The sequence below is a fragment of the Arthrobacter sp. 24S4-2 genome, from assembly GCF_005280255.1.
Taxonomy (GTDB): Bacteria; Actinomycetota; Actinomycetes; order Actinomycetales; family Micrococcaceae; genus Arthrobacter.
In genome coordinates, this window is record NZ_CP040018.1 from 3,671,114 (window position 1) to 3,694,770 (window position 23,657).

Sequence of the window (23,657 nt, forward strand, 5' to 3'; positions counted from 1 at the left end):
TGCGGTCACATCCGTTCCGGCGCCGAAACGCCCAGCAGTTCCAGTCCGTTGGCCAGCACCTGGCTTGTGGCGTCGTTGAGCCACAGCCGCGTGCGGTTGACGTCCGTGATGGGTTCATCGCCCTGCGGCGCCACACGGCAGGCGTCGTACCAGCGGTGGTAAGCGCCGGCGATGACCTCGAGGTGGCGGGCCACGCGGTGCGGTTCACGCAGCTCGGCGGCTTTGGCCACGATGGACGGGTAGCTGCCCAGGTAGGACAGCAGTTCGTTCTCGGTGGCGTGGTCCAGCAGCGAGGCGTCGAAAACGTCTTTCCCATCAGCACGGCGTTCCACTCCGGCCGCCACGGCGTTGCGGGCTGCGCCGCGGGACCGTGCGTGGGCGTACTGGACGTAGAACACCGGGTTCTCGTTGCTGTGCTTCTTGAGGAGCTCGGGATCCAGGGTGAGCGGAGAGTCGGCTGGGAAACGCGCCAGCGAGTAGCGCACGGCGTCCTTGCCCAGCCAGGAGATGAGGTCCTTGAGCTCGATGATGTTGCCGGCCCGCTTGGACAACTTGGCGCCGTTCACTGATACGAGCTGGCCGATCAGGACCTCGATGTTGGCTTCGGGGTCGTCCCCTGCGGCAGCGGCAATGGCCTTCAGCCGGTGGATGTAGCCGTGGTGGTCCGCTCCCAGCAGGTAGATCTTCTGGTCGAAGCCGCGGTCCTTTTTGGAGAGGTAGTACGCCGCATCAGCGGCGAAGTACGTGGGCTCGCCGTTCGCGCGGATCATCACGCGGTCCTTGTCGTCGCCGAAGTCAGTGGTGCGCAGCCAGACTGCCCCGCCGTCGTCGAACACGTGGCCCTGTTCGCGGAGGCGGGCCACGGCGCTTTCGATCGCGCCGGCGTCGTGCAGTTCCTGCTCCGAGAAGTAGACATCGAAGGCAACGCCGAAGTCGGCCAGGGTGTCCTTGATGTCCTTCAACTGGGCCTTGTACGCCGCGCTGCGGATCACCGGCAGCGCCGCCACATCGGTGAGTTCGCGGATGTCCGGGTGCTCGGTGAGGACATGGTGGCCCAGGTCCGAAATGTACTGGCCCGGGTAGCCGCCTTCCGGCACGCCGCGGCCGTGCAGCCGGGACAGCACGGAACGGGCGAAGACGTTCATCTGCGACCCGGCGTCGTTGATGTAGTACTCGGCCGTGACCTCTGCGCCGGACGCCCTGAGCACACGGGCAATCGAGTCACCCAGGGCGGCCCAGCGGGTGTGGCCGATGTGCAGCGGACCGGTGGGGTTGGCGGAAACAAATTCCATGTTGACCACGTGCCCGGCGAGCGCCGAATTGGTGCCGTACTCCGGGCCGGCTTCGACAATGATCTTGGCGAGCGCGCCGGCGGCAGCGGCGTCGACCGTGATGTTCAGGAAGCCGGGGCCGGCGATGTCCACGGCTGAAACACCCTCGATGTTCTTCAGCCTGGCGCTAAGGATGGTGGCGAATTCCCGCGGATTGATTCCCGCCGGCTTGGCGAGCTGCAGGGCGATGTTGGTTGCCCAGTCGCCGTGGTCCCTGTTCCTGGGCCGCTCCACGCGCACCTCGTCCGGCACGGCTGATGCCGAAAGGGCAATTTCACCGGCGTCGACGGCGTCTTTCAGGCAGGCGGATATGGCGAGGGAGAGTTCTTCGGGAGTCACCCTTCTAGCCTACCGGTGGCCCGCGAAGGCGGCGGAATCGGGGCGCAGCCGTGACGCTGTGAGGGCGCGCAGGAATAAGAGGCCTCACAGAATTGAGTCGGGTTCGTCACAGGCTGAACCGTTACGCTGAATCCAACGTTGTCAATCCTGTAACAGTCTGACGGCACCCGCCCCGGCGGCACCGCGGCCGCGTTGGCACGCCCGTCAGCCCGACCCATACGAAACGAGTCCCTGAATGAGCTTCCCGGTACGCAAAAGCGTTTTCGTCGGCATCGCCGGCCTGTCCCTGATCGGAACCGTGGCGGGCTGCGCGCCCTCTGCGCAGGCACCGGCCGCCCAGTCCAACGGGGCATCAACGGCACCGGCGACCAGCAGCGGCGCCCCGATTGCCGGAACGGGCTCTTCGTCGGCCGCGTCCGGGTACAAGGACGGCACGTACAGCGCGGACGGGAACTATGTCTCCCCCAACGGGACGGAGACCGTGGGCGTGGAGCTGACCCTTTCCGGCGGAACCGTGTCCGATGTCAGCATCACCCAGCATCCGTCCAACCCCAACACGCGGAAGTTCCAGGGCGAGTTCGCCGGCGGCATCAGGGCGCAGATCGTCGGCAGGAAGCTGGATGAACTGAATGTTTCCAAAGTGGCCGGCTCATCGCTCACCAGCGGCGGCTTCAACGGGGCCGTGGAGAAGATCAAGGCTGAAGCCAAGTAGGCACGGCGCAAGCCCGCCTATCCACCGTTCACCGCAAGAAAAGGGGGCCACGTGCCGTACCCGGGCTGGGCAGCGTTCAGTTTCGAGGGCATCGGAACCCGGTGGGAGATATCGACTCCCGGCGCCCTGGACGACGGCCAGCGCCGCCGTCTGCTGGCCGTGGTGGAGGACTACGACGCCGCGTGGTCCCGCTTCCGCCCTGACTCGATGGTGGCGGAGGTGGCCAGGGAGCCGGGCCGGTACAGCATGCCGGACGGTGCAGGCGCGCTGGGCCGCCTGTACCGGAGCCTTTACGGGCTGAGTGAAGGGGCAATGACCCCGCTCATCGGCGGCAGCCTGGAACAGCTGGGGTACGGTGCGGACTATTCGCTCCGGCCCCGCGGAACCCCGTTGCCGGCCCCGCGGTGGGACGACGTGCTGGACTGGCAGGACAACGTGCTGACCACCACCGCTGCCGTGGTGCTGGACGTCGGCGCAGCCGGCAAGGGGCAGCTGGCCGACCTGCTCGGCGAAGAACTCCGGTCCCAGGGAGTCGTTGAACACTTCATCGACGCCAGCGGGGACCTGCTGAACTCGGGGCCGTTTCCGGTGGCCGTGGGGCTGGAGCATCCGTACGACCCCGCGCGGGCCATCGGCACCATCAGCCTGGGCGCGGGCGCGATCTGCGCCTCCGCCGCCAACCGGCGGGCGTGGGGCGACGGCCTCCATCACGTGCTGGACGGCACCACGGGGGCCCCGGTCACGACCGTGGTTGCCACGTGGGCGCTGGCCGACACGGCCATGAGGGCCGATGCGCTGGCCACGGCCTTGTTCTTCGCTTCCGGCGAGGCGCTTCAGCAGGAGTTCGAGTTTTCCTGGCTTACGGTTTTCTCGGACGGAAGTGCCGCCCACTCAGCAGGTTTCAAAGGAGTGCTGTTCGAATGAGTTCCCTGATCCAGCGTCTGGACACGTCCTTGAACCGCTTCACCATGTACCGGCTGGTGCTGTGGGTGCTTGCCGCGCTGGCCCTGTACAGCATGCTGCTCAACATCCTGGGCTGGCTGACGTTCGGCATCCCGGAAATGCTGACGCACCTGGTGCTCTGCCTGGGACTGACCTATGCCTCGAACCGCGGTTTGGCGGCGCTCTTCCACGTCCGGCCGCACTCGGAGTCCTCGCTGATCACCGGGCTGCTGCTCTATTTCCTGTTCTGGCCCGGCTTCGCTCCCCTGGACGTGGCCGGCGTGGCCCTCGCCTGCGTGATGGCGTCAGCGTCGAAGTACGCCCTGGCATGGAGGGGCCGGCACATCTTCAATCCTGCTGCGGCGGGGGCGTTTGTGGCCGGCCTGACAGGGCTCAACATCGCCACCTGGTGGGCAGCCACCCCGGCCATGCTCTGGCTGGTGGTTCCCGGCATCCTGCTGGTGCTTTACCGCACGCGGAAAATGCTCATGGGAGCGGTGTTCGCCGCGGTATCCGTGTCAATCGTGGCCTCGGAACTCCTCCGTGCCGGAATGGCACTGAGCGGGGCCCTCTGGCAGCCGCTCGCGCAGCGCCCCGTGCTGTTCTTCATGGGCTTCATGCTGACCGAACCGCTCACCCTCCCGCCCCGCCGCTGGCAGCAACTGGCGCTGGCCGCCGGCGTCGGAGTGGTGTTCGCCGTGCCTTACAACCTGGGGTTCGTGGCGAACTCGCCCGAACTTGCGCTGCTGGTGGGAAACCTGATCGCCTTCCTGGCCGGACAGCGCGGCGGCATCCGCCTGAGTTTCCGGGAGGCACGGCCCCTGACACCTACGACGACGGAATTCAGCTTCCGGCCGGAACGTCCGGTCCGGTTCGCCCCCGGCCAGTACATGGAACTGCACCTGCCGCATTCCAAGTCGGACGGTAGGGGCCGACGCCGGGTCTTCAGCCTGACCAGCGCCCCGGACGCCGGCGAGCTGACATTCGGGGTGGGAACAGCGGAACCGGTGTCGGCGGCCAAACGCGCGCTCCTCGCCTTGCGGCCCGGGGATTCCGTGACGGCGACTGCCGTGGGCGGCGACTTCGTCCTCCCCCGCAGGTCCTCAGGCCCCGTCCTGCTGGTTGCGGCCGGCATCGGCATCACGCCGTACCTGGCCCAGCTCGCGGCCGGCACGGCAAAGGACCGTGACGTCGTGCTGCTTTACCTGGCCAAGTCTGCCGCGGAACTCGCCTACACGGACCAGCTGCAGCAGTCCGGCGCACGGATCATTGCCCGGCTCTCCGACGGCACCGCGCCGCCGTCGTTCATGGAAGGCACGGGCGAGGTTTCCCGGCCGCCGGAGCGGCTCGACGGCGCGGCACTCAAGGAGCTTGTACCGGACATTGCCGCGCGGGAAGTGTTTGTTTCGGGCTCGCCCGCAAGCGTCCGCTCACTGCGGACCGCTGCCCGCAGTGCCGGTGCCAAGCGCATCCGCACCGACTCGTTTGCCGGTTACTGACAGCTGTTTTTCCATCCGGTTTTCCTTTGGAGGCCACCTTCCTGCTAAGCTCTAGGACGTCCCGCCGGCAACGGCAGGAAGCCCTGACTGCCCTCGTAGCTCAGGGGATAGAGCGTCTGCCTCCGGAGCAGAAGGTCGTAGGTTCGAATCCTATCGAGGGCACAGAAAAACCCCGTCAGCCCAGCTGGCGGGGTTTCCTGCTTAAGGCGTGTCCCGCCGCAATGTCGGCACCCACTCGTAGGCTGGTTCCATCGCCGACGAGCTAGGGGAATTTCATGTACTGCTCCATCATCCCGCCCTACCTGCTGCGGCGCCTGGCCGCCCGGGACGAACCACGCTTCTCCGCAGTCGCACGGGCAGCCAAGGAGGCGCTGCTCCATGTCAGGTCCATCCAGGCCACCCGCGCGCTGCCGCGGCCGGCTGTCCCGTCCGGTGTCCGGCAGCTCACACCGGGACCACCCGTCCGGACGGTCTACGACACGCAGGGCTCCGAGTCCCTGCCGGGCCACCTGGTCCGCAAGGAAGGCGAACCCGCCACGGGAGACCCTGCCGCGGATGAGGCCTATGACGGGCTGGGACACACGCACCGTCTCTACGCCGAGGCGTTTGGCAGGAACTCGGTGGACGGCCAGGGGCTCCCGCTGGATGCCAGCGTGCACTTCGGCAAGCTTTACGACAACGCATTCTGGGACGGAAACCAGATGGTTTTCGGTGATGGCGACGGCGAAATCTTCCAGCGGTTCACCCGCTCCCTGAGCGTCATCGGGCACGAACTCGCCCACGGAGTGACGCAGTATTCCGCGGGACTCGTCTACCGCAACCAGGCCGGAGCCATCAACGAATCGCTGTCCGATGTGTTCGGCGTGCTGGTGGAACAGTACGTCGCGCAGCAGACCGCCGCGGAGGCCAGCTGGCTGGTCGGCGAAGGACTGTTCACGGGGACGGTGCAGGGCTCGGCGCTGCGGTCCATGAAAGCCCCGGCACCGCCTACGACGACGTCGTGCTGGGCAAGGATCCCCAGCCGGACTCCATGGACTCTTACGTCCGGACCGGTGCGGACAACGGCGGTGTGCACATCAATTCCGGGATACCCAACCGTGCGTTTTACCTGGTGGCCTCCGAACTCGGCGGCAATGCGTGGGAGACGCCGGGCCGGATCTGGTACGACACGCTCACCGGCGGAGACCTGCCCAAAAATGCCACGTTCACCAAGTTCGCCAAGGCCACCGCGGCATCGGCCCTGGATCTGTTTGGCTCCGAGTCCCCGGAACATGACGCCGTCCGCAAGGCGTGGGAAACTGTGAAGGTAAAGCTGTAACTGGATCGCCGCCGCAGAGACCAGCCGGCGGCCAGCAGTACCGGAAGCACAGGAACCAGGCCATGAAGATCACTGTCCAGCGCAGCGGCGGGATTGCCGGGCTGAAGCGGGAGTGGAGCGTCCAGGCGACCACCGCCACGGACAAGAGCCGCTGGGAACCCCTCGTTGAGGCCTGCCCCTGGGACGCCGTCCCGGGCGCGTCGGACTTCAGGGGCCAGCCGGACAGGTTCATGTATTCGATCAGGGCGGGCCAGCACCGCGCCACCCTCCCGGAGCAGGCGGTTACCGGCCCGTGGCGGGTCCTGGTGGACAATACGCGGGCAGCGGCCGAGGCCGCGCGGAACGGCGAGCGCCGGCCACGCTGACGCCGCGGCACAGTTCAAACGCCGGTTCAAAGGCCACAGCTCAAAACGCCACGACTCAAACGCCACAGTCCAAACGCCAGAGTCCAAACGCCGGGCCCCGCCTAGACCGCGGGGGCTAGACCGCCGGCTCCAATTGGCCGCGGAACGCCCGGCGGTAGGACTGCGGGCTGGTGGCCAGCACCTTGCCGAAATGGTGGCGGAGCAGCACGGAATGGCCGAATCCGGACTCGCGGGCAATTTCGTCGATGTTCAGCTCCGTGGACTCGAGGAGTTCCTGCGCCCGCAGCACGCGCTGGGAGTTGAGCCAGGCGGCCGGCGTGGCCCCTGTTTCAGACCGGAAGCGGCGCGCGAAGGTGCGCGGCGACATGTGGACCCGTGCCGCCAGTTCGTTGACGGTGTGGTCGTGTTCGAGATTCCGGACCATCCACTGGAGCAGCTCTTCCATGGGCTGGGAGCCGCAGGCGGGAATGGGCCGGTCGATGAACTGCGCCTGTCCGCCGTCGCGGTGGGGCGGGACCACCATGTCCCTGGCGATGCTTGCCGCCACGTTGGCTCCAAGTTCCACGCGGACCAGGTGCAGGCAGGCGTCTATGCCGGCTGCGGTGCCGGCGCTGGTGATGATCCGGCTGTCCTGGACGTACAGGACGTTCTCGTCCACGAGCACTGCGGGATACCGGCTGGCCAGTTCGCGGGAGTAGTGCCAGTGGGTGGTGCAGCGCCGGCCGTCCAGCAGGCCGGCGCGCGCCAGTGCGAAGGCGCCGGAGCAGATGGACATGACCCAGGCGCCGCGGGCATGGGCGTCCCGCAGGGCGTCCAGTACGGACTCGGGGACATCCTCATCCCTGCCATAGGGAGCCATGATCACCAGATCCGCATCGGCGGCCGCTTCGAGCCCCAGGTCGACGTGCATGGACAGCCCGGACTTAAGCCGGATGTCGCCCGGTTCAGGCGTACAGACGCGGAAGTCGAAGGCGGGGACGCCGCTTCCCCGTTCCGATCTGTCGATGCCAAACACTTCGTACGCGGTCCCGAACTCGAAGATGGAAAAGTTGGGAACAACTATGACTGCCACTGATTTGAGCATGCTTCCATTGTGGCAGAAATTATAGCTTTTTGGGCATTTCTGCCACTGTTTTGTGCGGGGCAACCGGAGAAACATAGAGGCATGGAAACCCTCGCAGTTGTACTCATCGTCCTGTTGCTCATCGTTCTGGCGGCCACGGTCTCCAGCCTCCTGAAGGACGGACGGGGCCACACTCCGCCCGAACGTTCGGAGAAAGACTGGGCCGCCCTGGATCTTCCCAGCATCAGCTACACCCTTAGGAACTACTGACAATCAACCCGCACACGGGCCCCGGCCGGCCACCGCTGCAGCGGTCCGGCCGCCGGCCCGGGATTTCCCCCATATCGGCTCCTGCGCCCCTATCCGGACAGTTATGGTCCGCATAGGGGCGTACATTCGTTCCTATGATCCAGACATCCGCCCGCCTGCTCCAGTTGCTGAGCCTGCTGCAGGTGCGCCGGGAATGGACGGGCCCGGCCCTGGCGGAACGGATGCAGGTGACGGAACGGACTGTCCGCCGCGACATCGGCAAGCTCCGCACCCTGGGGTATCCCATCCAGGCTTCCCCCGGCGTTGCCGGCGGCTACCAGCTGGGATCGGGAGCCCAGCTTCCGCCACTCCTGCTTGACGACAACGAGGCCCTGGCGGTGGCCCTGGGACTCAGTTCCGTGGCGGCCGGTCCGGTGGCCGGAATCGGCGAGGCCTCCGTACGGGCGCTGGCCAAACTCGAACAGGTGCTGCCCTCGCGGCTGCGGACCCGGTTCGCCTCGCTGAGGAACGCCGTCACAACGCTCGCCAGCGATGCCGCCCCGGTGGATCCCCTCCAGCTCACCGCGGTTTCCACTGCCATTGCCGACCGCCGGCAGCTGAGTTTCGACTACATCAAGGCCGACGGCGGCGCGGGCCGTCGCCTGGTGGAGCCCTACCGCCTGGTGGACACGGGGCGCCGCTGGTACCTGGTCGCCTGGGACTGCGAGCGGGCGGACTGGCGCACGTTCCGGGCTGACCGCATCGCCTCCATGCCGGCGGAACGGAAGAAGTATGTGCCGCGCCCACTGCCCGCACCGGACCTGGCCGCCTACGTGCAGCGTTCCGTGACGCGGTCCCCGTACAGGTACGACGTGGTGGTGCGGCTCTACGCGCCGGTGCATGACGTAGCGGCCCTGGTGGGTCCGCACGTGGCCACCCTGACGGCCGAGGGGCCGGACCGGACCATCCTGCGTGCGGGCTGGGACAGGCTCGAAGCCCCGGCCGCGCACCTTGCCGGGCTGGACATGGACTTCGAGATCCTCGCACCGGCGGAGTTCGTACAGCATGTGGGCAGGCTGGCCGAACGGCTGGCGGCGGCGGCGGGCGGCGGCAGGCCGGCGTCGGGCGTTGCTCCCTCCGGCGGGCCGGGCGGCGGATCGTAAAGCCCGTCCCGGGCCACAGTAGACTGGTTTCAGCCATGACTTTTCATATTTCGTACCCCGCCGAGCTGCCGGTTTCCGAGCGCCGCGAGGACCTGATGGCCGCCATAGCGGCCAATCAGGTGACCATCATTGCCGGCGAGACCGGCTCCGGCAAGACCACGCAGATTCCCAAAATGTGCCTGGAACTGGGGCTGGGCGACAACGGACTGATCGGCCACACCCAGCCGCGGCGGCTTGCTGCCCGGACGGTGGCTGAACGCATCGCGGAAGAACTCGGCGTGGAAATCGGCCAGGAGGTGGGCTTCCAGGTCCGCTTCACCGGCGAGGTCAGCCGGTCCACCAAGGTCAAGCTGATGACGGACGGCATCCTGCTGGCGGAGATCCAGCGCGACAAGCTCCTGCGCAGGTACAACGCCATCATCATCGATGAAGCCCACGAGCGCAGCCTCAACATCGACTTCATCCTCGGGTACCTCAAGCGGATCCTGCCGCAGCGCCCGGACCTCAAGATCATCATCACGTCCGCCACCATCGACCCCGAGCGGTTCGCCAAGCACTTCGGCACCGAGGAGGATCCCTCCCCCGTCATCGAGGTTTCCGGCCGGACGTTCCCGGTTGAAATCCGGTACCGGCCGCTGTCCCAGCCGGCGGGCGGAGCCCTGTCTTCCGGTGATGACGCAGACAACGCCTCCGACGACGAGCTCGAGGAGGACCGTGACCCGCTCGACGCCGTCTGCGACGCCGTCGACGAACTGGCCCTCGAAGCGCCGGGCGACATCCTCATCTTCTTCTCCGGCGAGCGCGAAATCCGCGACGCCGCCGAGGCCCTCAACGCGCGGATCCAATCCAACCGGCGGCTGGCCGGTACCGAGGTCCTCCCCCTCTTCGCCCGGCTGAGCCTGCAGGAACAGCACAAGGTGTTCCACCCCGGCAGCAAACGGCGGATCGTGCTCGCCACCAACGTCGCGGAAACGTCCCTCACCGTGCCCGGCATCAAATATGTCGTGGACACGGGCACTGCACGCATCTCCCGCTACTCGCACCGGACCAAAGTGCAGCGGCTGCCCATCGAACGAGTGTCCCAGGCCTCGGCCAACCAGCGCTCCGGACGCTGCGGCCGCGTCTCCGACGGCATCGCCATCCGGCTGTACTCGGAAGAGGACTACGAGTCCAGGCCGCAGTTCACCGATCCCGAGATCCTGCGCACCAACCTCGCGGCCGTCATCCTGCAGATGACCGCCATGGGCGTTGCCCGCGGGCCCAAGGACGTGGAGAACTTCCCGTTCGTGGAACCGCCGGACTCGCGCGCCATCAACGACGGCGTCACGCTCCTCCGGGAGCTCGGCGCCCTGAGTGCGGCGCGCCCGCAGGAGGAGACGGGCGACGGCGGCGGCCGCCCGGCAGGTGCTGCGGGCGGACGAAACGGCGGCGGACTGACCGCCGTCGGGCAGCAGCTTGCCCAACTGCCCGTTGACCCGAGGCTCGGCCGGATGATCGTGGAGTCCGGCAAACGCGGTTGCGTCCGTGAAGTCATGATCCTCGCCGCGGCACTGACCATCCAGGACCCCCGCGAGCGCCGCCAGGGGGACGGCTCAGGCAAGCAGCAACTCGCTGCGGAGAAGCACGCGCGGTTCCGGGATGAGAACTCGGACTTCACCGGCTTCCTGAACCTCTGGAACTACCTCCAGGAGAAGCAGCAGGAGCTTTCCTCCACGCAGTTCCGCAGGCTTTGCCGCACCGAGTTCATCAACTACCTCCGCGTCCGGGAATGGCAGGACCTGTTCGCGCAGCTCCGCCAGCTGGCCAGGCCGCTGGGCATCAGCCTCGACAACAAGCGCCTCGCCGACCCGGTGGGCAACCACGACGGCATCCACATCAGCCTGCTCTCGGGCCTGCTGAGCCACATCGGCATCCTCGACGAGCGCAAGCGCGAGTACGCCGGCGCCCGCGGCGGCCGCTTCGCGATCTTCCCCGGCTCTGCGCTGTTCAAGAAGTCCCCCACGTTCGTGATGGCCGCGGAACTGGTGGAGACCAGCCGGCTCTGGGCGAGGGTCGCGGCCAGGTTCGACCCGCTCTGGGCCGAGCAGGTGGCGCCGGACCTCGTCAAGCGCAGCTACAGCGAGCCGCACTGGTCCAAGAAGATGGGCTCGGTGATGGCCCACGAGAAGGTCACCCTCTACGGCGTGCCCATCATCCCGAGCCGGCGCATCAACTACGGCAAGGTGGATCCGGAGCTGTGCCGGGAGCTGTTCATCCGGCACGCGCTCGTCGAAGGCGACTGGCAGACGCACCACAAGTTCTTCCACCGCAACCGCGCCCTGCTCCTCGAAATCGAGGAGCTCGAAGCCCGGATGCGGCGCCGGGACATCCTGGTGGACGACGAGACGCTGTTCGAGTTTTACGACGCCCGGATCGGCAAGGAGGTGGTCTCCGAGCGGCACTTCGACAAGTGGTGGAAGGAGGCGCGCCAGCAGGATCCGGCGCTGCTCGACTTCGACCAGGCGCTGCTGATCAGCGAGGACGCTGATGCCCTCGACGATTCGGCCTACCCCAAGACCTTGCTGCACAAGGGATTCGAGCTGCCGCTCAGCTACGAGTTCCACCCCGTGGCCCCCGGCTCGCCGCCCAACCCGTCCGACGGCGTCACGGCCGAGGTTCCCGTGCTCTTCCTGAACCAGCTGGACGACGCCGCGTTCCGTTGGCTCATTCCGGGCCAGCGGGTGGAGCTCGTCACGGCGCTAATCAAGTCGCTGCCCAAGCAGGTGCGCAAGAACTTCGTACCGGCACCGGATGTCGCGCGGCAGGCCGTGGCCGCGCTGGAGGCCGACTTCGATCCCGCCACCGACGAGCTGGAGGCATCCCTCGGGCTGGTCCTGCGCCGGATCCGCGGCCAGGTCATCCCGCCGGGCTCCTGGAACTGGGATGCCGTGCCGTCCCACCTGCGGGTGAGTTTCCGCGTGGTGGATTCCAAGGGGAAGGTCCTGGACGAGGGGAAGGATCTCGCAGCGCTGCAGGAACGGCTGGCACCGGCCACCCGCCGGGCGATCGCCGAGTCGCTGGGCGCCACTCCGGTAACGACAGCCCCCAAGGGGCCGAAGGGCGGCCAGACCACGCGGTCACCGCAGAAGGCCGGCGGCTTGGCACAGTCCCCGGACGGGGCGGGAACGCCCGGCTTCGCGGAGAAAACGGGCCTGACGGACTGGACCTTCGGCACCGTGCAGCGCCGGGTCCAGGGCGTAGTCAAGGGACACACCGTCACCGGCTACCCCGCCCTGGTCGACGAGGGCTCCTCGGTTGCCCTCCGGCTGTTCCAGACCGCTTCCGAACAGGAACAGGCCATGCGCGGCGGTGTCATCCGCCTGCTGGCACTCAAAGTTCCCGCCCCGGACCGCTACGTCCTGGAGCACCTGAACAACACTGAGAAGCTGACCTTCAGCCAGAACCCGCACGGTTCCGTCTCGGCCCTGATCGCCGACTGCGCGCTGGCAGCGATCGATAAGCTCACGCCGGCAGAACTGCCATGGGACGAGGTGTCCTTTAAGGCCGTATACGAGCAGGTCCGGGCGGAGCTGATCGACACTGTCTTCACCGTCACCGCCGTCGTCGAACGGATCCTGGCCAGTACCCGCCGGATCGAAAAGCAGCTCAAGGGGACCACCAGCCTGGCCGTGATCAGCGCCCTCAATGACGTGAAAAGCCAGCTCGAACAGCTCGTCTTCCCCGGTTTCGTGGCACGCACGGGCTACGCCCAGCTAAGCCAGCTGCCGCGCTACCTCGCCGCCATAGAGAAGCGCCTCGAGAAACTGCCGGGCAACGTCCAGCGGGACGCCTTGGGCATGGCAGCGGTCCAGGGGCTGGAAGACGACTACGACGACGCCGTCTCGGCCCTGCTGCCCGGGCGCCGCGCCGGCGCCGAGTTAACCCAGGTGCGCTGGATGATCGAAGAGCTGCGGGTGAGCCTCTTCGCCGTCGAGCTCGGAACGGCCTATTCCGTCTCGGAGAAGCGGATCCGTGCGGTGCTGAACAAGGTACTTGCCCCGGCGTAGCCCCCGAATGGGGAACTGCGCCGGGGCCAGCCCGCCGCGGCGGGTGGGTGTCAGGCGGGAATCACAGTGTCAGGCCGTGGGAACGTGTTGTCCGTGGCCGGCCCGGCGGAGCCCGTCGCGCAGCTTCTCCGCGTTGGCGTCGAGCGCAGCAGGATCCGGGTTCTGGTCCGCCGAGCCGAAGTCGTAGTCCGCCATGGAGTTGGACGGCCACACATGGACGTGGAGGTGGTTGACCTCGTAGCCGGCCACGATGAGCCCGGCCCGTGCCGCATCAAAGACGTCCACCTGGACGGCGCCGATTTTCTGGGCAACTTCCATCACCCGGGCCAGCAGCGCCGGCGGCGCGTCCGTCCAGCGGTCCACCTCTTCGGTGGGAACCACCAGGGCGTGGCCGTCTGCCAGCGGGCCCATGGTCAGGAAGGCCACAACGTCGTCCTCGCGCCAGACGAACCGTCCGGGGATCTCGCCGTTGATGATCTTGGTGAAAACGGTGCTCATGCGTCTGCCTTTTCCGAAGGGTTCCCGAGGGTGCTGGTGTCCAGGACAAAACGATACTTGACGTCACCGGCCACCATGCGGTCGTAGGCCTCGTTCAGCCGGTCCGCGCCCACCACCTCGACGTCGGAAACAACGCCGTGTTCAGCGCAGAAGTCCAGCATTTCCTGCGTCTCGGCAATACCGCCGATCAGGGAGCCTGCGTAGGCGATCCGGCGCCGGATCAGGGCCCCCGGGTTGACCGGCGGCATTGCTTCGGACGGCAGGCCCAGCTGGAACAGCGCTCCGTCCAGGCGCAGGGTGCGGAAGTACGGGTTGAGGTCATGCGGTGCCGCGACCGTGTCGATGATGACGTCGATGCTTCGGTTCGCGGCGGCCATGGATTCTTCATCGCGGGACAGGATGACGTCGTCGGCGCCAAGTTCGCGGGCCGCAGCAAACTTTGATTCGGAAGTGGTGAACACCTTCACCTCGGCACCCATGGCCTTGGCAAGCTTGACGGCCATGTGGCCCAGCCCGCCCAGGCCCACCACTCCGACGACGTCGCCGGGTTCGACGTCGAAGTGCCGCAGCGGTGAGTAGGTGGTGATACCGGCGCAGAGGAGCGGCGCGACGGCGGCGGGGTCAAGGTTTCCCGGAACCCGCAGCACGTAGCGGCGGTCCACGACTATCGAGGTCGCGTAGCCACCCTGGGTGGTGGAGTCCCCGTTGCGGGCATCCACGGCGCCGTAGGTTCCGGTCATGCCGTTTTCGCAGTACTGTTCCAGTCCGTCGAGGCAGCTGTCGCATTCACGGCAGGAATCCACCATGCAGCCCACGCCCACCAGGTCGCCCGGGGCAAAGTCGTCTACGGCGGTGCCCACCCGGCTGACCCGGCCCACAATTTCGTGCCCGGGAACCAGCGGATACTTCTGCGCGCCCCACTCGCCGCGGGTTGCGTGCACGTCCGAGTGGCAGAGGCCGCAGAACTCGATGGCGATCTCGACGTCGTCTTCCTTTGGTGCCCGGCGGGCCACGGTCAGCGGAACCAGGCCGCTGTCGCTGGCCGTGGCGCCGTAGGCCGCGGCCAGCCGGGGCTTGGTACGGGTTGGTGGGAGGCGGCATCGGAGACTGCCATTCCGGGGATCGGGGTTGCGTCGGGGATCGGCTTGGCAAGGGCGGCGGTACGGGGCGTCCGGGATTCATGCTCCGACGCTACCGCCGCCCCCGCCGCTGTTCCAATCGGCCCCGTCTTACGGCCCGGGAGGCTGCTAGGGAGCCTCTCCCGTAGCAACCTCGTTCGCGGGGTCATTGGACCATTGCGAGAACGAGCCGGGATACAGCGCCGCCGGAAAGCCGGCAATTTCCAGCGCGGCGACTTGGTGCGCGGCCGTGACGCCCGAACCGCAGTAGACGGCGGTGGGCACGTCCGGCCGCACCCCCAGGGCCGTGAAGCGGTCCCGCAGCTGCTCCTCCGGCAGGAACCGGCCGTCGCTGCCGATGTTTCCGGCAGTCGGCGCACTGACGGCGCCTGGAATGTGCCCTGCCCGCGGATCCACAGGTTCAATTTCACCGCGGTAGCGCTCCCCCGCGCGCGCGTCCAGCAGAATGCCCCGTCCGGGCCATTCCGCGGCCTGGGCCGCGTCGATCACGGGCATCGCGCCGTCGGTGAGAGTGATGTCCCCCAGGGATGCCTGCTCCAGGCCGCCTTCCACGCCGAACCCCGCCGCCCGCCAGGCGGAGAGGCCGCCGTCGAGCAGGAAGACCGTCGAAACGCCGGCGTTTCGCAGCATCCACCAGAGCCTCGCGGCCGCGGTGCTGCCCGTGTCGTCATAGGCAACCACGACGTCGTGCTCCCGGATGCCCCAGCAGCGCGCCGATTCCTGGAGCTGCTGCAGCGGCGGCAGCGGGTGCCGGCCCTCCCGGGGATCAGCCGGCGCTGCCAGTTGGGTGGGCAGGTCAACGTAGACAGCGCCGGGAATATGCGCCGCCAAGTAGTGTTCCCGGCCGTGGGGATCGCCCAGCGCCCAGCGCACGTCCAGCAGAACGGTGCGCTCGCCGGAGGTCATCCGGTGGTTTAGCGCGGACACGTCCATCAGGGGGTTCATCAAATCTCCTTTGGTTCGGATGAGGGCGGCCAGCCGGTTCCAACTGTAGCCGTGGCGGCCGCCCGGCCCGGGTAGGCTGAATCGGTGAGCAGAGCAGGTAACCGTGTAAGCAGCCAGGACCGTGCCTGGGCAGATGAAGCAGTCCGCAGGATCAACGCCGAAAACAACAGGTCGGCGGACACGCACCTGTACTCCGTCCCGCTGCCGGAACACTGGGGCGTCCAGCTGTACCTGAAGGACGAATCCACGCACCGCTCCGGCAGCCTGAAGCACCGGCTGGCGCGCTCGCTGTTCCTGTTCGGCCTGGTGAACGGCTGGATCAGGGAAGACACCACCATTGTGGAGGCCTCCAGCGGCAGCACCGCCATCTCCGAGGCCTACTTTGCCCAGCTTCTTGGCCTCCCGTTCATCGCTGTGATGACCCGCACCACCAGCCCGGAGAAGATCGCCCTGATCGAGCAGTTCGGCGGGTCCTGCCTCCTGGTGGATCACGCCTCGGAGGTCTACTCCGCCGCCGAGGAAGTCGCCCGGACCGCCGGCGGACACTACATGGACCAGTTCACCTACGCCGAGCGGGCCACGGACTGGCGCGGGAACAACAACATCGCCGAATCCATCTTCCAGCAGCTGGCCCTGGAGGAGCACCCCGTTCCGCGCTGGATAGTTGTGGGCGCCGGCACTGGCGGCACCAGCGCCACCATTGGCCGGTACCTGCGTTACCACCGCCATGACACCCAACTGGCCGTGGTGGACCCCGAGAACTCGGCCTTCTACCCCGGTTGGCGGGACGGCCTGGCCGGTTTCAGCACCGGCATGCCGTCCCGGATCGAAGGAATCGGCCGTCCCAGGATGGAGCCCAGCTTCGTTCCCGCGGTGATCGACCACATGGTCCAGGTGCCCGACGCGGCGTCGGTCGCCGCGATGCGGCACCTCCACGAGCTGGCCGGCCTGCACGCGGGCCCCTCCACCGGGACCAATCTCTGGGGGTCTGGCAGCTGATCGCCGGAATGATCGCCGAAGGCCGGCGGGGCAGCGTGGTCTCGCTGATGTGCGACGCCGGCGACCGCTACGCGGGGAGCTACTACAACGCCGAGTGGCTGCGGGCCCGGCACCTCGATCCGCAGCCGCATGAGGCCACCATCAGGAACTTCTTCGACACGGGGATCTGGCAGGCCTAGACTTCCACCGAATCGCCGCTGGAGAGGTGCGCATACTCGGTGCCGTATTTGGCCCCCAGCCGCTTCACGTGTCCTTCGATGAGGCCCAGGCCGGTTTCGTTGAGCAGGGCGTCGTGGATCGGAAAGGCTTTGGCGGCACGGACCCCAATGACGAAGTCCACCACCTCACCCACTTTGTTCCACGGTGCATGCACGGGCACCAGGAGGGTCCGGACGGTGATGCCGTCCGGAATCACAAAGGAGTCTCCGGGGTGGTAGACGTTGGAGTCGATCAGGTACCCGATGTTGGCCACGACGGGAATCTGGGGGTGGATCAGCGCGTGCTGCCCGCCGAACGTCCGGACCTCGAATCCGACGGCCGTGAACGTGGAGCCAGGCTCGACGTCGTGGATCCGCGGGGCGGCAAACGGCGCCTCAGTGCGCAGCTTCGCTGCCACTCCCTCGGGGGCAAAAACCTGGAGTGACTCGTTCCCCCGCAGGGCCGACACCACGGCGGGAACGTCCACGTGATCGCCGTGCTCATGGGTGACCAGCACGGCACCGGCGGCGTCGAGGGCCTGGGCGGTCTCGGAGAACGTGCCCGGATCCAGCACCAGCACCTCGCCGTCCTTTTCGAGCCGGACACAGGCGTGGGTGTATTTAGTCAACTTCATGGGGCCAGCCTAGGGCGGCCCGCGCGGCGGTGTCCACGAGCGCCCGTGTCCACGAACGCGCGGCTGGTAATCTTGGACATTGCCAATATCCCCAGGGAAGCGAGTCCATCCATGGCCCACGGCGCCAAAGCCGCAGACACCCAGGCATCCGCACCGGCTTCCGCCGGCGGCAGGGAGCAGCGGGTCACCAAGCAGCGACTGGCAGTGGGTGCTGCGCTGGACGAGCTTGACGACTTTGTCAGCACGCAGGAGCTGTACCGGATCCTGCAGAACCAGGGCACGTCCGTTTCACTGGCCACGACGTACCGGATCCTCCAGTCGCTTGCCGACGACGGGCTGGTGGACGTCCTCCGGAACGGCGAGGGCGAGGCCGTTTACCGGCGTTGCGCTGTCACCGGCCACCACCATCACCTCCTGTGCCGCAACTGCGGAAAGGCCGTGGAAGTGGAGGCGCCTGCGGTGGAGACCTGGGCTGCGCGGACAGCCGCGGAGCACGGATTCACCGAGGTGGCCCACACCGTTGAGATTTATGGCCTGTGCCCGGACTGCACGGCGCGGAAGGCCTCAGCCTGACTCCTGCACGGAGTCCGGAGGCAGCCCTGGCCGCCCATCCCTGGGCCGCAGCAGCCTTTAGGCCGCTGGAGCCTCGGCCGGCAGCAGGCGCCCGTTCAGGCCGCGCCGGGCCCGCACGCCGCCGATGACGCGGCACACAACGTAGATCAGGAATGACAGCGTGGTCACATAGGGGCTGATGGGGATCCGTCCGCCCAGTGCGAGCATGATGCCGCCTACTGTCGCCGTCACCGCGAAGGCCACGCTGAGCGCCACCACCAGCCGGGGCGAGGAAGTCACGCGCAGTGCGGCCGCGGCCGGGGTGATCAGCAGGGCGAGCACCAGCAGGGCTCCCACCACCTGGATGGACAGCGCCACGCTGATTCCCAGCAGGAGCATGAACCCGATGCCCAGCGTCCGCACGGGCACGCCGCGCGCTTCCGCCACTTCGGGGTCCACGCTCGCGAAGGTCAGGGGACGCCAGATGGCCACGAGGGCAATCATCACAACCACGGCGGCCGTTGCCAGCACCTGGAGCTGGACCGTATCGACGGACACGATCTGCCCCGTCAGGAGCCCGAACTTGTTTGAGGCGCGCCCTTCGTACAGGGACAGGAACAGGATGCCCAGGCCGAGGCCGAACGGCATGATCACGCCGATGACGGAATTTTTGTCCCGAGCCCGGACGCCCATTACGCCCAGCAGCAGCGCCGCCACCACCGAGCCTATGAGGGACCCGAAAACGATGTTGGCCCCGATGAGCAGGGCAAAGGCGGCGCCGGCGAAGGACAGTTCGGAGATCCCGTGCACCGCGAAGGCGAGATCGCGCTTCATCACGAAGGTACCCATGAGGCCGCCGAGCAGTCCGAGGAGCGCTCCGGCCCAGATGGAGTTCTGCACCAGGGCCAGGAGCTCGCCGTAGTTCTCGAAATTGAAAATGGAACGCAGAATGCCGTCGAAATCCACCTAGCCCACTTCCTCTGCCACCGAATGAGCGTCCACATGGTGGTGCGACGCGGCGTCCGGTACCCCCACCACGATCATCCGGCCGTTGGCCTGGATCACTTCCACCCTGCTGCCGTAGAGATCCGAGAGCACTTCGGTGGTCATCACGTCGGCAGGCTTCCCCACCCGGAACCGCCCGCCGGCAAGGTAAAGGACCCGGTCCACATAATCGATGATCGGGTTGATCTCGTGGGTTACGAACACCACTGCGCTTTCCCGGCTGCGGCACTGCTCATTGATCAGCGCGCTGACTGCCTGCTGATGCTGCAGGTCCAGGGACAGCAGCGGTTCGTCGCAGAGGAGGACCTGCGGATCGGCGGCCAGCGACTGGGCCACCCTGAGCCGCTGCTGTTCGCCGCCGGAGAGCTGGCCCACCGGCACCTTGGCGTAGTCCGCGGCACCCACCAGGTCCAACAGCTCATCAATCCTGCGGTTGGCCCTGGCCGCGCCGAGCCGGAGTCCCCAGCGGTGGCCATCCACACCGAGGCCCACCAGGTCGCGTGCGCGGAGCGGCGTGTCCGGCGCGAATGACTTCTGCTGCGGAATGTAGCCGATCAGCTTGCTGCCCCGTTCCACCGGGTGGCCGCCCAGGGTAGCGGTTCCGGAATGGAGTTCCTGCAGCCCCAACAGGACCTTCAGGAACGTTGTCTTGCCGCTGCCGTTGGGGCCGAGGACTGCAAAAAACTCGCCGGGGTTGATGTCGAGGTCCAGGTCCTCCCATAATGTCCGTTTCCCGAACTTCAGGGTGGCTCCGCGGAGGCTCACTACCGGTTTCAACGTGTTTTATCCTCGATTCATGCGGGGCCATGCGCCCCCACCATCTTAGGACGGCCCACCGGAGGATGGGCTCATCCCGCGCGCTATTTGCCCAGGGCCTGGCGGATGCTGTCCACGTTTCCGCTCATCCACTGCACATAGTCTTTCCCTTCGGGAAGGGTTTCGCTGAAGTCCAGTACCGGGACGTGCGCCGCCTCGGCCGCTTTCTTGAGGGCCAGTGTCTGCGGGCCCTCCGTCTGCGTGTTGTAGGCCAGGAACCGAATGTCCTTTGAACCGGCCAGCTCCGTAGCCTCCTTGAGGACCGCGGGCGGGACGTCGGAGCCTTCCTCGATTGCAATGGTGTAGTCCGCGGGGGTCTTGTTCACCAACCCGGCGGACTCGAGCAGGTAGAGCGGCACAGGTTCAGTGACGGCCACGGGCGCCTCGCCCGCGGCGGCCTTGAGGTCGGCGGCCTGGGCCTTCAGCCCGGCAATCTCCTTCTTGAACGCGGCCGCATTGGCCTGGAAGGTCGAAGCGGAAGCCGGCTCCAGTGCCGCCAGCTTGGCCTCCACGGCATCTGCCAGCTTGGTCATGGCATCAAAGCTGTACCAGACGTGCTCGTTGAATTCGCCGTGGTTAGGGGAGTGTCCGTGCTCGTCGGCCGCCGCGGTGGATGCACTTTCAGCGTTCTGCCCGTCCTCCGGGGCCAGCCCGGACACTTCGACGGCGCTGATGATGTGGTCGTGGCCCGGCCCGCTGTCGTCGGCCAGCTTGTGGATGAAGTCGTCATAGCCGCCGCCGTTTTCAACCACCAGCTTGGCCTTGGACACCGCCAGTTTGTCCTGGGTGGTGGCCTCGTAGGAGTGCGGGTCCTGGCTTGCCTTGGTGATTAGTGCGGTGACGCTGACCTTGTCGCCGCCGATTTCCCGGACGATGTCGCCGTAGACGTTCGTGGAGGTGACCACTTCGATGGCACCGGAACCCTGCTGCTGGCCTCCCGCCGTCGTACTGCAGGCTGACAGGAGAAGGCTCAGGCCGGCAAGGGCAGTGACGGAAAGACGGGCGGCGGAACGGCGCACGGAAGGACCTCGGATCTGGCTGTCGGATTGGCTACATGAGAATCAGGAGCATTAGCAACAAAACGAGTGTAGCCCTAAATGGGAATGATTCCTATTTAGGGCTACGGCGGCCAGCGGACGTCCGCTGGCCGCTACTCGCCGTCGGGCTGACCCAGCCTCCGGATGCCCTTCGCCTGCGTCGCATCACGGATCTCACCCACCAGCTGCTCGATCACGTCTTCCAGGAACAGCACGCCCCAGGTGTTCCCGTCCGGGCCGATCACGCGCGCCAGGTGCGAACCGGTGCGCTGCATCACGGACATCGCCTTCTCGACCTCGTCATCCATGGTCAGGTTCGCCAGGGACCGGATCCGGCTCTCCGCAATCGGATGCTCGTAGTCACCTTCCGGGATGGACAGCACATCTTTGATGTGCAGGTAGCCGGAGAGCATGCCGTCCTCATCCGTCATCGGGAAGCGGGAGAACCCGGTCCTGCTGACGGCCTTTTCGAACTCAACCGGCGTCGTGGCCGCTTTCATCATGACCAGCTTGTCGAGCGGGACCATGATGTGGGATGCCGTATGTTCCGAGAATTCCAACGCTCCCGTGATCAGGCCGGCGTCATCGTCAACCAGCCCGTGCCGGGTGGATTCCTGCACGATCGACTGGACCTCCTCCAGCGTGAACGAGGAGTTGACCTCGTCCTTGGGTTCGATCCGCATCAGCCGCAGAATGTGGTTGGCGGACCAGTTGAGGGCCACGATCACCGGTTTCACGAGCCCCGCAATGAACATGAGCGGCGGCGCAAGCAACAAGGCTGCCTTATCCGCAACCGAAACCGAGATGTTCTTCGGCACCATCTCGCCGAACGTCACATGCAGGAAGGTCACCACAAGGAGAGCCACGGTGAACGCCGCGACGTCTGCGATTTCCATCGGCAGGCCCGCCGCTTCCAGGGGCACCGCCATCAGGTGGTGGATCGCGGGTTCAGCCACCTGCAGGATCAGCAGTGAACATACCGTGATGCCCAGCTGCGCACAGGCCAGCATCAGCGACACATTCTCCATGGCCTGCAGCGTGGTCTGGGCCCGCATGGACCCGGACTCCGCCAACGGCTCGATCTGGCTCCGGCGCGCGGACATCACGGCGAACTCCGCGGCCACAAAGAAGGCGTTGCCAAGCAGGAGGATGACGAGCCACAGGATTCCTACCCAGTCGCTCATGCCGTGCCTCCCTGCCCGGCAACGTGCTGTTCGCCGCGGACGGCGGCCGGCTTGAAACAGATCCGGTCGATCCGGCGCCCGTCCATGCGGGTCACGCTGAGCGTTCCGCCTTCGACTTCCACCCGGTCCCCCACCGTAGCGATCCGGCCCAGCTGGCTCATAAGGTAACCGCCGACGGTCTCATAGGTGGACTCGTCAGGGACGGTCAGCCCGGGAATCTGCTCGGAGAGCTCGTCCGGACGCAGCAGGCCCGGGAAATACCAGTCGCCTGAGGCGCTCTGGAGCAGCCCCGGCCTGACCCTGTCGTGTTCATCCGCGACCTCACCGACGATTTCCTCCACGAGATCCTCAAGCGTGGCGATGCCGGCCGTGCCGCCGTATTCATCCAGCACGACGGCGAGCTGCAGGTTTCCCTCGCGCAGCTCAGCCAGCAGCGCGTCCAGGTGGATGGTTTCCGGGACCCGCAGGACGTCCGTCATGATGGCACCGGCCTCAAGGTTGGGGCGACGATCCGAAGGGACGGCGATTGCCTTCTTGACGTGCACCAGGCCCCGAATGTCGTCAGCGGACTCGCCAATAATCGGAAAGCGTGAATATCCTGTCCGTTTGGCGGCTTCGACAATGTCCGAGACCGGCTGCTCAGCACCGATGGTCTCCACGCGGATCCTGGGCGTCATGACGTCCGCGGCCGTGCGGCCGGAGAACTTGAGCGTCCGGGCAATGAAGTTGGCCGTTCCGGCGTCGAGCGTTCCCATGGCGGCGGAGCGCCGCACCAGGGAAGCCAGTTCAGCCGGAGTCCGCGCGCCGGAGATTTCCTCCTTGGCTTCCAGCCCGAAGACGTTCAGCACCTTGTTGGAGAACCCGTTGAGCACAATGATGGCCGGCTTAAAGATGGCGGTGAACACAAGCTGCGGGCGGGCCACGGCCTTGCCGATGGGCAGGGACAATGAAATGGCCATGTTCTTCGGGACCAGTTCACCGATCAGCATCGACAGCAGCGTGGCGATGGTCATGGCCATCACCAGCGAAACCGAAGCAGCGGCGGGCGCAGGGAATCCTACGGCGGTCAGCGGGCCCTCCAGCAGTTTTCCGACGGAGGGTTCCATGACGTAGCCGGTCAGCAGTGTGGTCAGGGTGATGCCCAGCTGACAGCTCGATAGCTGGGTGGACAGGGATTTCAGGCACTTGAGCAGCGGCACGGCGGCGGAGTCGCCGCTGTCCACGGCCCGTTGGACCGTGGCCTGGTCAAGTGCGACGAGGGAAAACTCGACGGCCACGAAGAAGCCCGTGCCGAGGATGAGCAGGATGCCTGCTCCGAGAAGTAACCATTCCATTAGTGGCCAGCCTCCGGCCGTCCCGGCACAAGAATGCGGTCCCGGAGTTCAATCGCGGCTGGTGGCGGGAAGGCCGGACCGGAGTCCGTGCTGCCGGCGTGCCTGCCCGGCGGAGGATGGTCGGCCGGTGCCGACCCTGTTTCCTGGAAGGCTGCGGTGTTGTGGACTGCTGCAGAATGATGGGCGCGTGAACGGGGTTTGCCGGCTCTGTGGGTGGACTGCGGGGAGCTCGTGTTCCTGCTCCGCTGACAGCCCCCAGGCCGGCACCTAGATTTACTGTCCATAAGAC

Annotated in this window: 18 protein-coding genes, 1 tRNA gene and 3 pseudogenes; 11 read left to right on the forward strand and 11 right to left on the reverse strand. The window is 66.8% G+C overall.

Features of this window, described 5'->3' with window-relative positions; translation table 11 throughout:
• Positions 1-5 precede the first annotated feature (5 nt).
• Positions 6-1,670 carry an arginine--tRNA ligase gene (gene argS / locus FCN77_RS17075; protein WP_137323223.1) on the reverse strand — a complete coding sequence of 555 codons (1,665 nt, stop codon included), beginning with the start codon at positions 1,668-1,670 and terminating at the stop codon, positions 6-8.
• Positions 1,671-1,905: 235 nt separating this feature from the next.
• Between argS and FCN77_RS17080 the strand changes: the two genes are divergently transcribed.
• The 6 genes and pseudogenes from FCN77_RS17080 to FCN77_RS17105 all read left to right on the forward strand — a co-directional run bounded on the left by FCN77_RS17080 (position 1,906) and on the right by FCN77_RS17105 (position 6,506).
• Positions 1,906-2,382 carry a hypothetical protein gene (locus FCN77_RS17080; protein WP_137323224.1) on the forward strand — a complete coding sequence of 159 codons (477 nt, stop codon included), beginning with the start codon at positions 1,906-1,908 and terminating at the stop codon, positions 2,380-2,382.
• Between the two features lie 51 nt (positions 2,383-2,433).
• Positions 2,434-3,306, forward strand: a complete 873-nt coding sequence (locus FCN77_RS17085; protein WP_137323225.1) for an FAD:protein FMN transferase — start codon at positions 2,434-2,436, stop codon at positions 3,304-3,306.
• A complete protein-coding gene (locus tag FCN77_RS17090) occupies positions 3,303-4,823 on the forward strand; it encodes an FAD-dependent oxidoreductase (RefSeq protein ID WP_137323226.1) in 1,521 nt (506 codons plus the stop codon). The genes FCN77_RS17085 and FCN77_RS17090 overlap by 4 nt, the downstream gene beginning before the upstream one ends.
• A gap of 89 nt (positions 4,824-4,912) precedes the next feature.
• A tRNA-Arg gene (locus FCN77_RS17095) sits at positions 4,913-4,985 on the forward strand.
• Positions 4,986-5,098: 113 nt separating this feature from the next.
• Positions 5,099-6,141: pseudogene (locus tag FCN77_RS17100) on the forward strand (M4 family metallopeptidase).
• A 62-nt stretch (positions 6,142-6,203) separates the two neighbouring features.
• Positions 6,204-6,506, forward strand: a complete 303-nt coding sequence (locus FCN77_RS17105; RefSeq protein ID WP_137323227.1) for a protealysin inhibitor emfourin — start codon at positions 6,204-6,206, stop codon at positions 6,504-6,506.
• 115 nt (positions 6,507-6,621) lie between these two features.
• Here FCN77_RS17105 and FCN77_RS17110 read toward each other — a convergent pair whose 3' ends face one another.
• Positions 6,622-7,590 carry a helix-turn-helix domain-containing protein gene (locus FCN77_RS17110; RefSeq protein WP_137323228.1) on the reverse strand — a complete coding sequence of 323 codons (969 nt, stop codon included), beginning with the start codon at positions 7,588-7,590 and terminating at the stop codon, positions 6,622-6,624.
• A gap of 81 nt (positions 7,591-7,671) precedes the next feature.
• Here FCN77_RS17110 and FCN77_RS26040 point away from each other — a divergent pair, with 81 nt between their 5' ends.
• The 3 genes from FCN77_RS26040 (at position 7,672) to hrpA (ending at position 13,027) form a co-directional block, all read left to right on the forward strand.
• Positions 7,672-7,839, forward strand: a complete 168-nt coding sequence (locus tag FCN77_RS26040; RefSeq protein WP_175417295.1) for a hypothetical protein — start codon at positions 7,672-7,674, stop codon at positions 7,837-7,839.
• 134 nt (positions 7,840-7,973) lie between these two features.
• Positions 7,974-8,981, forward strand: a complete 1,008-nt coding sequence (locus FCN77_RS17115; protein WP_137323229.1) for a YafY family protein — start codon at positions 7,974-7,976, stop codon at positions 8,979-8,981.
• Between the two features lie 35 nt (positions 8,982-9,016).
• Positions 9,017-13,027, forward strand: a complete 4,011-nt coding sequence (gene hrpA / locus FCN77_RS17120; RefSeq protein WP_137323230.1) for an ATP-dependent RNA helicase HrpA — start codon at positions 9,017-9,019, stop codon at positions 13,025-13,027.
• Positions 13,028-13,096: 69 nt separating this feature from the next.
• Here the strand turns inward: hrpA and FCN77_RS17125 are convergent, their stop codons facing one another.
• The 3 genes and pseudogenes from FCN77_RS17125 to FCN77_RS17135 form a co-directional block, all read right to left on the reverse strand.
• Positions 13,097-13,525: an HIT family protein gene (locus FCN77_RS17125; protein ID WP_137323231.1), complete on the reverse strand. Its 429-nt coding sequence runs from the start codon at positions 13,523-13,525 to the stop codon at positions 13,097-13,099.
• Positions 13,522-14,707, reverse strand: a pseudogene (locus tag FCN77_RS17130) (NAD(P)-dependent alcohol dehydrogenase). The gene FCN77_RS17125 and the pseudogene FCN77_RS17130 overlap by 4 nt, the downstream one beginning before the upstream one ends.
• 65 nt (positions 14,708-14,772) lie before the next feature.
• On the reverse strand, positions 14,773-15,609 hold the full coding sequence (locus FCN77_RS17135) for a sulfurtransferase (RefSeq protein WP_137323233.1): 837 nt from the start codon (positions 15,607-15,609) through the stop codon (positions 14,773-14,775).
• Positions 15,610-15,693: 84 nt separating this feature from the next.
• Between FCN77_RS17135 and FCN77_RS17140 the strand changes: the two are divergent.
• Positions 15,694-16,787: pseudogene (locus FCN77_RS17140) on the forward strand (PLP-dependent cysteine synthase family protein).
• Here FCN77_RS17140 and FCN77_RS17145 read toward each other — a convergent pair.
• Entirely contained in the window at positions 16,784-17,440 is a 657-nt protein-coding gene (locus tag FCN77_RS17145; RefSeq protein WP_137323234.1) for an MBL fold metallo-hydrolase, read from the reverse strand. The pseudogene FCN77_RS17140 and the gene FCN77_RS17145 sit on opposite strands and share 4 nt — an antisense overlap.
• 111 nt (positions 17,441-17,551) lie before the next feature.
• Between FCN77_RS17145 and FCN77_RS17150 the strand changes: the two genes are divergently transcribed.
• Entirely contained in the window at positions 17,552-18,013 is a 462-nt protein-coding gene (locus FCN77_RS17150; protein WP_137324830.1) for a Fur family transcriptional regulator, read from the forward strand.
• A gap of 57 nt (positions 18,014-18,070) precedes the next feature.
• On the opposite strand, the gene FCN77_RS17155 is transcribed toward FCN77_RS17150, so the two are convergent.
• The 5 genes from FCN77_RS17155 to FCN77_RS17175 form a co-directional block, all read right to left on the reverse strand.
• Entirely contained in the window at positions 18,071-18,958 is an 888-nt protein-coding gene (locus FCN77_RS17155; protein ID WP_137323235.1) for a metal ABC transporter permease, read from the reverse strand.
• Positions 18,959-19,762, reverse strand: a complete 804-nt coding sequence (locus FCN77_RS17160) for a metal ABC transporter ATP-binding protein (RefSeq protein ID WP_137324831.1) — start codon at positions 19,760-19,762, stop codon at positions 18,959-18,961.
• A 95-nt stretch (positions 19,763-19,857) separates the two neighbouring features.
• Positions 19,858-20,832 carry a metal ABC transporter solute-binding protein, Zn/Mn family gene (locus tag FCN77_RS17165; protein ID WP_137323236.1) on the reverse strand — a complete coding sequence of 325 codons (975 nt, stop codon included), beginning with the start codon at positions 20,830-20,832 and terminating at the stop codon, positions 19,858-19,860.
• Positions 20,833-20,963: 131 nt separating this feature from the next.
• Complete coding sequence (locus tag FCN77_RS17170; RefSeq protein WP_137323237.1) at positions 20,964-22,034, reverse strand: hemolysin family protein; 1,071 nt, start codon at positions 22,032-22,034, stop codon at positions 20,964-20,966.
• The gene (locus tag FCN77_RS17175; RefSeq protein WP_137323238.1) at positions 22,031-23,368 is read right to left on the reverse strand and encodes a hemolysin family protein; all 1,338 of its coding nucleotides are present in this window, start codon (positions 23,366-23,368) and stop codon (positions 22,031-22,033) included. The genes FCN77_RS17170 and FCN77_RS17175 overlap by 4 nt, the downstream gene beginning before the upstream one ends.
• Positions 23,369-23,657 lie beyond the last annotated feature (289 nt).

Coding starts and splice junctions, on each gene's coding strand:
- FCN77_RS17170 (WP_137323237.1), bottom strand. CDS start 22,034: ATGAGCGACTGGGTAGGAATCCTGTGGCTCGTCATCCTCCTGCTTGGC.
- FCN77_RS17110 (WP_137323228.1), bottom strand. CDS start 7,590: ATGCTCAAATCAGTGGCAGTCATAGTTGTTCCCAACTTTTCCATCTTC.
- FCN77_RS17105 (WP_137323227.1), top strand. CDS start 6,204: ATGAAGATCACTGTCCAGCGCAGCGGCGGGATTGCCGGGCTGAAGCGG.
- FCN77_RS17125 (WP_137323231.1), bottom strand. CDS start 13,525: ATGAGCACCGTTTTCACCAAGATCATCAACGGCGAGATCCCCGGACGG.
- FCN77_RS17150 (WP_137324830.1), top strand. CDS start 17,552: ATGGCCCACGGCGCCAAAGCCGCAGACACCCAGGCATCCGCACCGGCT.
- FCN77_RS17090 (WP_137323226.1), top strand. CDS start 3,303: ATGAGTTCCCTGATCCAGCGTCTGGACACGTCCTTGAACCGCTTCACC.
- FCN77_RS17115 (WP_137323229.1), top strand. CDS start 7,974: ATGATCCAGACATCCGCCCGCCTGCTCCAGTTGCTGAGCCTGCTGCAG.
- FCN77_RS17145 (WP_137323234.1), bottom strand. CDS start 17,440: ATGAAGTTGACTAAATACACCCACGCCTGTGTCCGGCTCGAAAAGGAC.
- FCN77_RS26040 (WP_175417295.1), top strand. CDS start 7,672: ATGGAAACCCTCGCAGTTGTACTCATCGTCCTGTTGCTCATCGTTCTG.
- FCN77_RS17135 (WP_137323233.1), bottom strand. CDS start 15,609: ATGAACCCCCTGATGGACGTGTCCGCGCTAAACCACCGGATGACCTCC.
- FCN77_RS17080 (WP_137323224.1), top strand. CDS start 1,906: ATGAGCTTCCCGGTACGCAAAAGCGTTTTCGTCGGCATCGCCGGCCTG.
- FCN77_RS17175 (WP_137323238.1), bottom strand. CDS start 23,368: ATGGAATGGTTACTTCTCGGAGCAGGCATCCTGCTCATCCTCGGCACG.
- hrpA (WP_137323230.1), top strand. CDS start 9,017: ATGACTTTTCATATTTCGTACCCCGCCGAGCTGCCGGTTTCCGAGCGC.